General features: G+C 49.6%; 15 protein-coding genes. 11 read left to right on the top strand and 4 right to left on the bottom strand.

Annotation, left to right across the window (positions count from 1 at the left end; genetic code table 11):
- Window positions 1-239 precede the first annotated feature (239 nt).
- From rsxA to ACSTTG_RS06860, 8 genes are all read left to right on the top strand, one after another.
- Window positions 240-812 carry an electron transport complex subunit RsxA gene (rsxA, locus tag ACSTTG_RS06895; RefSeq protein ID WP_438457994.1) on the top strand — a complete coding sequence of 191 codons (573 nt, stop codon included), beginning with the start codon at window positions 240-242 and terminating at the stop codon, window positions 810-812.
- Window positions 813-846: 34 nt separating this feature from the next.
- Window positions 847-1,380 carry an RnfABCDGE type electron transport complex subunit B gene (locus tag ACSTTG_RS06890; protein WP_438474241.1) on the top strand — a complete coding sequence of 178 codons (534 nt, stop codon included), beginning with the start codon at window positions 847-849 and terminating at the stop codon, window positions 1,378-1,380.
- Window positions 1,373-2,881, top strand: a complete 1,509-nt coding sequence (gene rsxC / locus ACSTTG_RS06885; RefSeq protein WP_438474240.1) for an electron transport complex subunit RsxC — start codon at window positions 1,373-1,375, stop codon at window positions 2,879-2,881. The genes ACSTTG_RS06890 and rsxC overlap by 8 nt, the downstream gene beginning before the upstream one ends.
- Window positions 2,878-3,861: an RnfABCDGE type electron transport complex subunit D gene (locus ACSTTG_RS06880; RefSeq protein WP_438474239.1), complete on the top strand. Its 984-nt coding sequence runs from the start codon at window positions 2,878-2,880 to the stop codon at window positions 3,859-3,861. Before rsxC ends, ACSTTG_RS06880 begins: the two co-directional genes overlap by 4 nt.
- Window position 3,862: 1 nt before the next feature.
- On the top strand, window positions 3,863-4,528 hold the full coding sequence (locus tag ACSTTG_RS06875; protein WP_438474237.1) for an RnfABCDGE type electron transport complex subunit G: 666 nt from the start codon (window positions 3,863-3,865) through the stop codon (window positions 4,526-4,528).
- On the top strand, window positions 4,521-5,225 hold the full coding sequence (locus tag ACSTTG_RS06870; RefSeq protein WP_438474236.1) for an electron transport complex subunit E: 705 nt from the start codon (window positions 4,521-4,523) through the stop codon (window positions 5,223-5,225). Before ACSTTG_RS06875 ends, ACSTTG_RS06870 begins: the two co-directional genes overlap by 8 nt.
- Entirely contained in the window at window positions 5,197-5,460 is a 264-nt protein-coding gene (locus tag ACSTTG_RS06865) for an RnfH family protein (protein WP_438474235.1), read from the top strand. Before ACSTTG_RS06870 ends, ACSTTG_RS06865 begins: the two co-directional genes overlap by 29 nt.
- 140 nt (window positions 5,461-5,600) lie before the next feature.
- The gene (locus ACSTTG_RS06860) at window positions 5,601-6,134 is read left to right on the top strand and encodes a flavodoxin (RefSeq protein ID WP_438474234.1); all 534 of its coding nucleotides are present in this window, start codon (window positions 5,601-5,603) and stop codon (window positions 6,132-6,134) included.
- A 69-nt stretch (window positions 6,135-6,203) separates the two neighbouring features.
- On the opposite strand, the gene ACSTTG_RS06855 is transcribed toward ACSTTG_RS06860, so the two are convergent.
- Complete coding sequence (locus ACSTTG_RS06855) at window positions 6,204-7,031, bottom strand: molybdate ABC transporter substrate-binding protein (protein ID WP_438474233.1); 828 nt, start codon at window positions 7,029-7,031, stop codon at window positions 6,204-6,206.
- Window positions 7,032-7,210: 179 nt separating this feature from the next.
- Window positions 7,211-8,002 carry a CLCA_X family protein gene (locus ACSTTG_RS06850; RefSeq protein ID WP_438474232.1) on the bottom strand — a complete coding sequence of 264 codons (792 nt, stop codon included), beginning with the start codon at window positions 8,000-8,002 and terminating at the stop codon, window positions 7,211-7,213.
- Between the two features lie 181 nt (window positions 8,003-8,183).
- On the opposite strand from ACSTTG_RS06850, the gene ACSTTG_RS06845 reads away from it, so the two are divergent.
- A complete protein-coding gene (locus ACSTTG_RS06845; protein WP_438474230.1) occupies window positions 8,184-8,633 on the top strand; it encodes a GNAT family N-acetyltransferase in 450 nt (149 codons plus the stop codon).
- Here ACSTTG_RS06845 and ACSTTG_RS06840 read toward each other — a convergent pair.
- Window positions 8,625-9,539: a hypothetical protein gene (locus ACSTTG_RS06840; protein WP_438474229.1), complete on the bottom strand. Its 915-nt coding sequence runs from the start codon at window positions 9,537-9,539 to the stop codon at window positions 8,625-8,627. The two genes, ACSTTG_RS06845 and ACSTTG_RS06840, sit on opposite strands and share 9 nt — an antisense overlap.
- 339 nt (window positions 9,540-9,878) lie before the next feature.
- Here ACSTTG_RS06840 and ACSTTG_RS06835 point away from each other — a divergent pair, with 339 nt between their 5' ends.
- The gene (locus tag ACSTTG_RS06835) at window positions 9,879-10,916 is read left to right on the top strand and encodes a hypothetical protein (protein ID WP_438474228.1); all 1,038 of its coding nucleotides are present in this window, start codon (window positions 9,879-9,881) and stop codon (window positions 10,914-10,916) included.
- Window positions 10,917-11,053: 137 nt separating this feature from the next.
- Here the strand turns inward: ACSTTG_RS06835 and ACSTTG_RS06830 are convergent, their stop codons facing one another.
- Window positions 11,054-11,179: a hypothetical protein gene (locus ACSTTG_RS06830; RefSeq protein ID WP_438474227.1), complete on the bottom strand. Its 126-nt coding sequence runs from the start codon at window positions 11,177-11,179 to the stop codon at window positions 11,054-11,056.
- Between the two features lie 74 nt (window positions 11,180-11,253).
- Between ACSTTG_RS06830 and ACSTTG_RS06825 the strand changes: the two genes are divergently transcribed.
- Window positions 11,254-12,888 (top strand): RCC1 domain-containing protein, encoded by a 1,635-nt coding sequence (locus ACSTTG_RS06825; protein WP_438474226.1) that lies wholly within the window; start codon window positions 11,254-11,256, stop codon window positions 12,886-12,888.
- Window positions 12,889-12,955 lie beyond the last annotated feature (67 nt).

Raw genomic sequence — 12,955 nt, 5'->3', positions numbered from 1 at the left:
GGTTTGTCGGTGTTTCCTGGTCTACAAGGTCCAATCGCACTGTAAGGGTCATGATTGCTTTATTTTGATGCAATTTTACCCCTGTATGTTTGGCACCTTTCGTGCAATGGTTTTCGTGCAATAGATTGAATTGTATTACTGATTGGTAGTGAATTTTAGCACGTATTTTATGTGTGTTTTTAATATGCATTAATAGCGAAGTAAGCAACCGGTGCATATTTTAGGGTAAGGAATCTAACATGGATGAATGGTTAATATTTTTAAGTGCGGCATTTGTTAATAATGTCGTGCTAGCGAAATTTCTCGGGCTGTGCCCGTTTATGGGCGTATCCAAAAGTATTTCTAGCGCGCTCGGGATGGGGCTTGCCACTACCTTTGTGATCACAGTTGCCGCCGTGGCAGCTTGGATGTTTGATCGCTTTGTTTTACAAGTGTGGCAAATCGAATATCTGCGTACGATTGCCTTTATCGTCCTGATTGCCTCCGTCGTTCAGCTCACTGAGCTGTATGTACAGAAAAATAGCCCTGCGCTTTATAAGGCGCTTGGGGTGTTTTTACCCTTGATCACCACCAACTGTGCCGTGCTTGGGGTAACGCTCCTGACCGTTCAGGAGCAGTATTCGTTCTTAACCACTGTCTTATTTAGTTTGGGGTCTTCTTTCGGCTTTATCATCGTGATTGTCCTATTTGCCGGTATGCGTACTCAGTTGAGTCTGAGCAAGGTGCCAGCGGCGATGCAGGGCAACCCTATCGCTTTTCTTACCGCTGGGTTGCTTTCGATGGCCTTTATGGGTTTTGCCGGGATGGCATAGAGATATCAAGCCAAATCGAGGCGAAGGAGAGGATATGACTGTATTGATATTTATGTTACTTGGTGCGTTGCTGGGCTTGATGCTTGGCGTTGCCTCAAGAGTTTTCGTTGTCGAGAGCGACCCGCTGGTCGACAAGATTGTTGCACTCATGCCGGGAGGCCAGTGTGGTCAATGTGGTAAGGCAGGCTGTCGTCAAGCGGCGCAGGCGATGGTCGATGGGGAGCTGGGTTATGACCAATGCCCTCCTGGTGGTGCATCGCTGGTGGGGGATATTGCCCAGTTGCTTGGGGTACAGGAGAACTCAGACAAACTGGCGATTCAATATATTGCCAGGGTGGAGGAAGCGCAGTGCTCTGGGTGTACGCGCTGCAGCAAGGCTTGCCCATTTGACTGTATTTTTGGTGCAACCAAGCAGATCCACACTGTGATTGCGGATGTGTGTACTGGGTGTCGCCTCTGCGTGGATGTTTGTCCGCAAGAATGCATTATTATTGAGCCGCTACAAGGCAGTGCTCAGACTTGGTTGTGGCCGAAGCCGTTTAGCACGGAGGTAAGCTGCAATGCTTAAGATTGATCGATATACCAGCTTACTCGGCAAGCCCTTTAATGGTGGCGTGCACCCACCCGGTTATAAATCTCTCACAGCAGAAGATGAGGGCACGGTGCCTTATTTTAGTCCTAAGCAGCTATTTTTATCGCTGCTGTTGCCCAACGGCAGCATGCTCAGACCGCTGGTTACACCAGGTGAGGAGGTGAGAAAGGGACAGATCATCGCCATCGGTGCGCAGCGTTCACTGCCGCCGCTTCATTCTCCGGTCAATGGGCGCGTGGTCGCGATTGCGCCGCATGTCGTTGACCATCCTGGTCAAGTTAAAGTTGCCACGATTGAGATTGAGTGCTTCAAAGATCAAAGCTGGGGAGCGGAATTTAGCTCTCGCTCGATCGCAAATCTTAGCCCAGACGAGGTGCTAACGCGTATCGAGCAGGCAGGGATCGTTGGCTTGGGCGGCGCGGGCTTTTCAACCGCCGCTAAGGCGCGCTTTGCCCGCAAGGCGGGAGTAGAGCAGTTGATCATCAACGGTGGTGAGTGTGAGCCTTACCTGACCTGTGATGACAGGGTGATGCGTCAACACAGCAACGAAGTGATTGAGGGTGTGCGCCTGTTACTGCTTGCAACTGGTGCCAAGCAGGCCCTGATCGGCATCGAGAGCAATAAGCCACACAGTGTTGAGGCGATGACTTCGGCCGCCTCTGATGATGACAATATCCAGGTTGAGATGGTGCCAACCCTCTATCCGATGGGCTCTGCGCATCATTTGACCAAAACCTTAACCGGGAAAACCGTTCAGCACGGACAGCGCTCAACCGACATCGGTGTGGTGGTCAACAATATTGCGACCGCCCGGGCGGTCTATCACGCGGTGAGATTTGGTCGTCCATTGATTTCACGAGTGATCACTGTATCGGGACTGGGGATCGAAAAGCCCGCCAACATTGAGGTGCCGCTTGGCACAAGGGTCAAAGATATTATCGCCTTTTGCGGCGGAACAACCATGGAGTGTGAGCGGCTGATCTTTGGCGGTCCGATGATGGGGCAGGTGATCACTCACCTGGATATTCCTATCACCAAGATCACCTCAGGACTGCTAGCGCTGACACATGAAGAGATTGGTCATGACAAGCCCCAAGAGTGCATTCGCTGTGGCCAATGCGTGCGCGCCTGTCCGATGGGGCTGATGCCGTTTCGTATGCAGGCCGCCAGTCGCAGCTCCGACTATTCGTTGGCGAAAGAGCTTGGGATTGATCAGTGCATGTCATGTGGTGCGTGCAGCTATATCTGTCCATCGCGAGTGCCTTTAGCGCAGTATTTTTTCCACGCTAAAAGTGTTTTATCACACCAAAAACAATCCAAAAGCCGCCAGCAAAGAGCCAAACAGCTCTCGGAGGCTCGCACGATACGCCTTGCCAAGGAAGCCGAGCTTAAGCGCGCGGCAAAAGAAGCGAAAAAGAACAAACGTAAGCGTGCGGGGGCGCGCAAAAGTAGCAAAGTTGAGGAGGCGCAATCATGATTAACTTTAAGCCAAGTGCAGGCCCGTATGCGCACTCAAGTAACTCAACCACACGGATGATGTACCAGGTGGTGCTTGCGCTCACTCCAGCGCTGTTGTTTGCAGGTTATGTTTTTGGGCCTTCGGTATTTGTGGTGACCCTAGTGTGTATCGCTGCGGCGGTGATCAGTGAGGGTTTGTGTCTCTGGGTACGGGGAAAGACACTATCGCCCTGCCTAGATGGCTCGGCAGCGCTAACGGGTTTGCTGCTGGCAATGAGTTTACCGGCCAGTTTTCCTCCCATGTTATGTGGGCTAGGCGCTGCGTTTGCCATCGTGGTGGGTAAGCAGGCGTATGGTGGTCTTGGGCATAATCTGTTTAACCCGGCGATGCTGGCGCGAGTGTTTCTACTGGTGTGCTTTCCGCTCGAGATGACGCAGTGGATCACGCCAGCACCTGTGACGGTCGCGAGTGCATCCGAGTGGCTTGATTTTGATGGCGTGTCGGCGGCGACGGTGCTCAGTGGTGAGGTGGTCATGCCGGCAACCAGAGATCTGGTGCTGGGTCATCAAGCGGGCAGTCTCGGTGAGGTACACGCTATATGGTTGCTGCTAGGCGGGGTATATCTTATCTATCGCAGGGTGATCACTTGGGTGATCCCGGTATTTTTCTTACTTGGCATCCTAGCGCCAGCGACTTTGGCTTATTTGGTCTCATCACAAGAGTACCTTAGTCCCGGCCAGCATCTGTTTAGTGGCGCTGTAATGTTAGGGGCCTTTTTTATCGTGACTGACTTGGTCACATCCCCATCAAGCTTTCGCGGCCAAATGGTCTATGCATTGCTTGGCGGGTTATTGGTTTGGTTGATCAGGGAATTTGGCAGTTACCCTGAGGGGGTGGCCTTTGCCGTGCTTATCATTAATGCGGCAAGCCCTTTGATTGATCATTATATGCAACCCAAGCGATTTGGTGCCCAAGCTGGCACAGGGAGTCATTCTTAATATGATCAAACAACTATCCCCTCAACTGGAATTCCTCAAGCAAAAGATCACCCAAGGCGGTGCTATCAAAGAGGCGTTGGCAAGTCAGACCCTGATGTTGGCGTTTAGCTGCGCGTTGGCGGCAGGGTGTCTGAGCAGCCTCTATCGCTATGTCGCGCCAATGATTGAAGCCAATCGTATTGAGCAAAGCTTGGCCATGCTGCGCGAGTTGGTGCCGGATGCCGAGTTCAGTCCGAGCCTGTTTGATACGGCGCAGGTGTTTGAGATTGAAGAGCGTACTTATCAGGTCGTTAGATTAAACGATAAAAGTGGTCAGCCCACCTATCAGGTTTTGTCAGGGGCAGAGCCGGGCTATAGCGGCGATATTCGCTTTATGGTCGCGGTGGACTTTCACGGGGTGATCCAAAACGTGCGCGTGCTCAGCCACAGTGAAACCCCGGGGCTAGGGGATAAGATTGAGCTCGCCAAGAGTGACTGGATATTGAGCTTCAATCGCCGCTCGCTCAGTAACACCTCCCTGTGGCAGGTGGAAAAAGATGGCGGTGTGTTCGAGCAGTTCAGTGGCGCGACCATAACGCCGCGTGCGTTGGTGCGCGGTGTCCACCAGGCGCTGCTCGCCCACGCCCTTATTCAGCCGATGGAAACCAAGGAGGCTATCGATGAGTAAACCGTCGAGTATTAAACAGGTTATCGCCGATGGCTTGTGGAATAATAATATCGTGCTTAGTCAGTTGCTTGCGCTGTGTCCTTTGCTCGCCGTCACCAATGGCGCGACCAATGGCTTAGGCCTTGGTCTTGCCACCACAGCGGTGATGGTGCTGGCGAACCTGATCACCTCGCTGATGAAGAGTATTGTCAGTCACGCGATTCGTATCCCAATGAATATCTTGGTGATTGCTTTGCTCGTGACTATTACCGACTTGCTACTCAATGCACTATTGCCTTCATTACACCAAGTATTGGGGTTGTTTATCCCGCTGATTGTCACCAACTGCGCGATTTTGGGACGAGTGGAGTCCTTTGCTAGTCGCAATGGGGCAGGCATTACTGTGATTGATGGGCTGGCGATGGGCGTGGGCTTTACTTGGGTGCTGGTTTTGCTTGGCGGGATCCGCGAGATCCTCGGCACTGGCTACCTATTTGCCAATGCCGAGCTATTGCTAGGAGGTCAGTTTGCCTTTTTAGAAATGACCGTCATCGAGGGCTATCGAGGGCTGCTGATTGCGATTTTGCCACCGGGTGGGTTCTTAGTCCTTAGCTTGATACTGATGGTGAAACAGCATTCAGAGAGTTTGATCACGGGTTATCAGCAACGCAAAGCAAGGAGAAATGGTTATGAAAGCCAGTGTGATTTACGCCAATGAGAGTGACCAGATGTGGCTGGACGTGGAGCTTGCATCAGACGCCACGATTCTCAGCGCGATTACCCAATCTGGGATGGTCAGTTTGTTTCCTGAGATTGACCTAAACCTGCAAAAAGTGGGGGTGTTTGGCAAGATAAAACCACTGGATACGCCGCTGTCTGAGGGTGACCGAGTAGAGATCTACCGGCCGATTACATTTACCGACAATGAATTGTCTGAAAGTGAACAACTGTAGACAAAAGGCATCACAAAGCCAGTAAATATAGAGGTTTATGTTAGGTACGTTGTTTGCAGTTCAATAAATAAAGCGACATTGCACAAACACAATTGAGTGCAAAAGCAGTTTGATTTTTTAGGTATTTTAGGGAGAGCAAGATGTCGAAAATTGGAATTTTCTTTGGGACAGATACTGGCAGTACTCGCAAAATTGCCAAGCTGATTCATAAGCAGTTGGGTGATATTGCGGATAAGCCACTTAACATCAACCGCGTTGACGCAGAAACGTTACTTGGTTATGACAAGCTGATCTTTGGTACGCCAACATTGGGCGAAGGGGAGTTACCGGGTCTAGCAACGGAATGTGAAGCAGAGAGCTGGGCGGAGTTTTTAGACAACAATGAAGAGATTGATCTAAGCGGTAAAACCGTAGCCTTGTTTGGTCTTGGAGATCAGGTGGGTTATCCCGATGAGTTTGTTGATGGGCTGGGGGAGTTGTATGACTTTGTGACCGAGGCGCAAGCCAACGTGATCGGGTTTTGGCCCAACGAAGGCTATGAGTTTAATGAGTCCACAGCACTAGAAGATGATCATTTTGTTGGCCTAGTGATTGATAAGGATAATCAAGCCTCATTGTCTGAAGAGCGTGTCGCCCACTGGGTGGAGCAGATCAAGGCTGAATTTGAGGCTTAATTAAGCATTAAGTGATGTAAAGCAGGAGCTCGCGATAGGTTGTCTGTCCTATCGCGAGTTTAATCTAGCTTATTGTTGAGGATAAAATTGACTAAGGTTCGTTGCCTCAATGACCGGAAACAGTCCAGTTTTTTCTATGGTTTGAACCACCTTGGGTGAGGATAGATAATCGATCAGCTGCGCGGCTTGCGGCAGTTGGCTGGAAGACTTGAGCACACCAGCCGAAAAGGTACTGATCTTCTGATACTCATCGGGGATTGGGCCAACATAATCAGCGCCCTCAATCGGCAAGATCTCACTGACTTGCTGAAAGCCAATTTCTAACTCACCACGTGCGACAACTGTCGCGACTCGCTCGCTCAGTACGCGGGTGCTTTTGGCCTCGATGTCTTGCCAAATCCCCATTTCAGGCCAAAGTTTGGTTGAAAGATAGGTTCCACTGGCGCTGGCGGAATAACCAATTGAGCTTGCCTCGTTAAGGGTCTTGATAAAGGCTTCTGGGGTACTTATGTCGGGCTTGGGAGCACCTGATTTTACCGACATACCAATCATAGAGGTCACTAGATCGGTGCGGGTATCAGGATAGACAAAGCCATCATCGGTGCGCTTATCAAGTGACGAGCGCGATAAAATGATCACATCAAACTGCTCGCCTTGCTCAAGCCGAACGGGGATGGAGTCATGCGCACCGCCACTGGAAGAACCATAAGAGGTTTCAACTTGAATGCCAGTCAAAGCCTCAAACTCAGGCTTAAGCTGGTCAAACGCAGCGGCGAACCCACCGGAGGTGATCACTTGCAGTTTGGTTGGCGACTCGTTGGCGGAAGCTTGGGTAGTGTAGGCATAAGCGGCGAGAAGCAAGCCGGGGATAAGCCAGGTTGTCATGGTTCGGTTCATCGTTCGTCCCTTGAAGGTCACTGGGTGTGATTGAAGGATAAAACTCGGTGCGTGATAAAACTTGGGCTCTGATCGAACTCTTGTTGTGATTTAATTCGCTTAATTGTGCAAATGAACAAAATTCACTTTGCTGAGCAGGGAAGCGCTAAGAGGGATATTTTGGCTCTCGGAGCCAAATATTACTGACTCAAAAGCTCACCCAGCGGACGAAAATAATCAAGCAACGCATCACTAATCACTTGCCTGTGCGCAGAGTCTGGATAGAGATTAACGCTCTCTCGGTCCATTGTTCCTGAGACCAAATAAGGGTTTTGTAACTCGTCGTTTGACTCGATCGCCGCCTCAAAGGCTCTTGCCATCATTTCGGTAGGCTGGGAGAAGTAGTTAGAGCCGACCGCTCGATCGGCTTTCACACTTCGAGCGACATAATCATGGACATCTTGTCCATTTGCCGTGAGTAGGGCCGTGTCGTAAATCGCGATAAGTTTTTTATTCAGAGGATGAGCGTTGAGCCTGGCGTTTTTCAGCCAGCAATCACTGGCGAATAGAATTTGTCGTTGTGGCCCTGAGCGGTCGCCAATTTGAAAGGCTTTGTCAGCAATGTAATGGTCAAATGCGTGCCACCATTCATGAGCTAGGGCGCCAGCCCCTGCGTTCTTGGCAAGTGCGAGCTCACGCAAGTTAGGGGCGTAATGAGCTTGGACGCCTTTGCGCCCACCGGTGCCAAACGCAAGGCTGAGATTACCCCGCAGGCCAATTGCCTTCGGTGGAAGCGCCAAGAAGTAAGCCAGGTCGGCTAGTGAGTCGAAGATCAAATTGGCGGCAAGGGCCTTTTCTTCCGAATTGACCCAGTTGCCAACGCGAAGGCTACCAAGGCCAAAGGTCTGCTTTATGTCCATAAAAGACATTTGCTCACCATGGCGATAGTCAGGGCCTTTACGCGTTTTGTATTTAAAGTGGGTTAACTGCACGCAATACCTCAGTTGTACGGTTGAAATGGTTGTCGCAATGGAGCGGTGGTGAGTATATACCTTAGTACGTGTCAAAGGGCAGTTTAAGCTTGACGTTGTCTGTTTTAAACTGGGCACCCTCAGGTTACATAGCACATCGATTGATGTAATCTATTTAGGAAGCAGCAGGGAATATCAGTATATGGATGTAAAATTAGGGGCAAGTGCGGAAATTATCGCGCAAGCGCAGGCGATTCGTTTCCAAGTCTTTACTCAAGAACAAGGGATTGGAAAGGACCTCGATAAAGATGGCCTGGATGAGCAGTCAATGCACGCTTTAGTCATTGAGGGTAATACCGCGGTGGCAACCGCGAGGCTCTACCAAACGAATGACACCCATGCTGTTTTAGCCAGGGTTGCGGTGTTAAAGTCTTATCGCAAGCAAGGGTTGGCCGGTTGTGTAGTGGATGCACTGATGCGCTACGCGCGGCAACACGGTGTTGATACCGTCGACATCCATGCCCATCAGTACTTACGTGACTACTACCAAAAACACGGATTTTCGTTTATCAAAAACGTGGAAGTGGTGGCAGGCCATCAATTGATTGAGATGCGCTATCAACGCACCCCAACAGAAAGTTGTTTAGTCTAATGCACGCTTGGTGACTTTATTGATCAGTTTACCCTGTGTATGCACGAGTCCTGCCGAGCCATAGCCGAGATTTGCGTAATTGAACACCGCTTGGTCGAAGGTGATGTTGCCCCACTGGTAGTCTGCTTTTTGAACAATTAAGCCGCTATTATGGTCGATATATTCATTATCAAACCAGGTGAGGTCTAGATAGAGTTTACGCCCATCCTTAAGGTTCACGACATTCCAGCTATGGTTAGCTCCAACCCACTCCTCAACTGATGCAACAGACTCAAGAGTGACCGCTCTATCCATCACGATATCCGAATAACCTGAGCAAACCGTGTGGTGTTTGCCTGGCGTTTTGATCGGTTTTGCACCCTGATATTGATCAAAGCTCGCCCAGTCAAACTCAATTTGCTCACTAAGCTGTTTGGCCAAGCTGGTCACTTCAGCAAAGGCCGGGTCGGTAAGTTGGAGATATTCCGCGTGTAATTTAATGTGATAACGGGCTTTCAACGAGCGAAACTTGGCGTCGGTAATACTGCTTGAAGTGCTTCCCCCGCTGTAGTGAGCGTCCTCTCCCCAAGTTACGTGCTGTCCCTCATTCACATAGCCAGGCGCAATGGTATAGCTTGCTTGAAACAGGACCTGGTTACCATCACCGCTCCACCATGCCTTGAGGTTTGGCTCAAGCGCCCAGGGCTGCTCCATTTTTTCTACAGGAAAACCTTCGGTTATTATCCAGTGGCGAACTTGTGCTGGAAATAGGCCAATGTTCGCACCGTAATATAAGATCTCGGGTGGCGTAAACGGTGACAGGCTGTTTGAAGCTGTAAGTCGCTCTGAGGATGTTGCTGCCAACAAATGTGTTGAAATTACGGTTAGCCATAGTGACCCCGCCAAAATTGAGAGTTGAACGCTCATGTTGTGACCTTCCAAGCTTGTCATTTTAACGCTTACGATGTGAATCGTGCCCCGACGCTCGAGTCCATTGAGCGCCGAATGAGACTATAGCGAAGGTCAATTGACATTTTTGTCTTATTGCTTGGAATCGTTGAATCGGAGACTGAGTATGAAACCGCTGTAGTTTGAATCGGTAGTTTGTCGATAGAACACTCATCTCACATTTAAGAATATTGCCTATTGTCTTGATTAATAGCGCAATTATTGGTTATGAGAACGTGATTGTACGTTAGGAAATAAAGGGTTGTAGCAAGTAACATCGGATCGGATTAGGCAAGCTAAAGAGGGGGTGTTGAAGGAATGATGCGAAAAATCCAGATAACGGAAAATGATTACTTTTACCTAGAAACGGATTGGATTTCTGAGCCTACAATTCGAGCGCTGATCACTAGCGATGAGCTAACGCCCCCCAAATGCAGTAAAAAAGTGATACCGATGTCGATACAAGAACTGATGTCTTCATCGAAAACGGCCCTCAATCAGGTTCAGATTGCAGGGATGACGTTTGACAGGGAGGCCAGTATCGAAATCATTTTCGAGCAAGTGTTTGCTCAGTATGTCGATGACCCCGACTTGGGTGTCAATGCCATTGCTAAACGGCTGACTCAGGAGCAGTGGATTGATCCTGATGTCGCTCAGGTAAAGGCCCGTCGACATTACCGATTAGCCAAAGCGCGCGGCTATGCCACCTTGACTAACCCAGCTAATCAAGAGTTGGTAGACTCTGAGCTTGAAATATTTAATGAGAGTAGAGTGTGGTATCGTGAAATAACGGATGGCGACATTACCTCTCTGTACATCGGTGATTCACTAGTCTGTCACTATACCCCCAGTGCACTATCAAGTGCGTTTGCTAACGCGATAAAACAAACTCTGCAATGGGTGACGGTAGTGTTCGATGTGTTCTCTATTTTGTGCACGGTTTTTGGTACCTTCGCACCCGTACTCACATCGAGTGTCTCGCAAAAAATTACTCGGCAAATTAGTACTAATCGCCGCAACTTTACCCAGGTGATTAGAATTTGGCAGCAGTTATCACAGGCACCGAGCTGGCAAGCAAAAAGCAGTTTAATCTGGCAAGGGGTGATCGTACTCACTCAAGGCGACAACTTGTTCATAAATTGGGTGAAAGCTTTTTTCGCAAGCACAAAGTGGTGGAAGTTAACGCTGTATGTGTGCTCATTTATTGCCAGTTTTGCGGTGTGTATGATGAATTATGGGCGCAATATCGCCATGAAGATGGCACGCCTTACCGCGCAATTGATCAATCTTAACGATGACATTGAGAAAACTATCAACATCAGACGGGCATTGAGTCGAGATACTTTGTCTGTTTGATTACTGTTAGTTGTTGGAATGCAGTGTGACTCACGGTGAGTTGGGGGTACCTTCAAGTCTTGTAAACAGTAGAAGCAGACCTTTTAAACGGCCACTAACAAGCTGGTGGCGGCTGTTCCTGTCGGGGGGACTTATTGTTAGTAAAGAACCGCTTTGGCCATATCAGAGTCAATATTATCGCTAGTCACATAGACAACACCAGTATCGATATAAGAGTCATAGCGGGCTTCTAGTGAGTAAAATTTTAGTCGTTTTAAGTTCAATGAAATCCTAGTCGTTTGAATTCAGTGAAATTGCAGCCGATGGTTGGGCTGTAACTGACTCACAGGACGTAACAATGAAATTAAAATTGGTCACATTAACTATCGCGACACTTTTAGCCGGTTGTAATTCGTCAAATGACGACACACCGCCAGTCGCGCCTAAAATTACCGCGATTGCCATAGAAGGCGAGTATAAGGTCAATGGCACCTTGGATGGCTACGTCGCATGCCAAGATTGTAGCGATATAGACTACCAGTGGTTTATCGAGGATGAGCTGTTATCAACGGATGCTCAATACACGCTAAACCAAAATGATTACGGTAAAGTGGTTCGTTTTAAGGCGACGGGTCATAATGATGGACTTACTGATAGCGCTTACGTGGAAAATACCCCTTTGATGGTTAGCACTGTTTATCCTGCACACTCTGCTTTTGCGGCAGTCAAAACTGATGACAGTGTCGTCTCATGGGGACATGGCTCTTATGGGGGTAACAGCAGCAGTGTCGCCGACCAGCTTGAGGAAAATGTGGTCGAGGTATTTTCTAACGATTATGCCTTTGCCGCGCTAAAATCCGACGGCAGCCTCGTTACATGGGGAGATAGGGCTAACGGTGGTAACAGCAGCAGTGTTGCTGACCAGCTTGAAGGGGAAGTAGTCGAAGTGTTTTCCAACAAATATGCTCTTGCCGCGCTGAAACTCGACGGTAGCCTTATCACATGGGGGCATAGCACTAGAGGTGGTAACAGTAGTAGCGTGGCTGATCAGCTTGGGGAGGATGTGGTCTCCGTATTTTCCGCCGAAAAAGCCTTTGCCGCGCTGAAGTCTGATGGCAGAGTCGTTACATGGGGAGATAGCAGTGCCGGTGGTGACAGCACTAGCGTCGCCGACCAACTTGAAGAGGATGTGGTTGAGGTGTTTTCCACCAGAGAAGCCTTTGCAGCGCTAAAATCCGACGGAAGCCTAGTCACATGGGGAAATATTGGTTACGGTGGCGACAGCAGCAGCGTTGCTGATCAGCTTGAAGGGGAAGTGGTCAAGGTGTTTTCTAACCGATATGTCTTTGCCGCGCTGAAACTCGACGGCAGCCTTGTCACATGGGGGTCCGAACTTTCTGGTGGCGACAGCAGCAGCGTCGCTGATCAGCTTGAAGGGGATGTGGTCGAGGTATTTTCCACCGATAGAGCCTTTGCCGCGCTGAAAGCCGACGGCAGCCTAGTCACATGGGGAAATAGCACTACCGGCGGTAACAGCAGCAGCGTCGCTGACCAGCTTAAAGGGGATGTGGTTGAGGTATTTTCTAACGTCTATGCCTTTGCTGCGTTGAAATCCGACGGTAGTCTCGTCACATGGGGAAGTCAACATTCTGGCGGTGACAGCAGCAGTGTCGCTGACCAGCTTGAAGGGGGGGTGGCCAAGGTGTTTTCCACCTATTCTGCCTTTGCTGCGCTGAAAGCTGACGGCAGCTTAGCTGTATGGGGATTAGGCACTTATGGTGGTGACAGCAGCAGTGTCGCAGACCAGCTTGAGGGAGATGTGGTCGAGGTATTTTCCACCGATAGAGCCTTTGCCGCGTTGAAATCTGACGGCAGTGTCGTCACATGGGGAGAAAGCGATAGGGGAGGGGACAGCAGCAGTGTCGCTGACCAATTAAGCCCAGTCTGGGAAGAAACTTACAACAGTATCAAGGACGATGAAATAGAAGAGTAATCTTATCGATTCTCAACTGTACTGTTGGCAATGACGGTACAGTTGAGGCCATTTTCCTCGTTTTTGT

Source organism: Vibrio glycogenivorans (assembly GCF_051660965.1).
In the GTDB taxonomy this organism is placed as follows: domain Bacteria; phylum Pseudomonadota; class Gammaproteobacteria; order Enterobacterales; family Vibrionaceae; genus Vibrio.
Note: the sequence above shows the minus strand (reverse complement) of the source record. Positions and strands in the feature narration are given on the sequence as shown.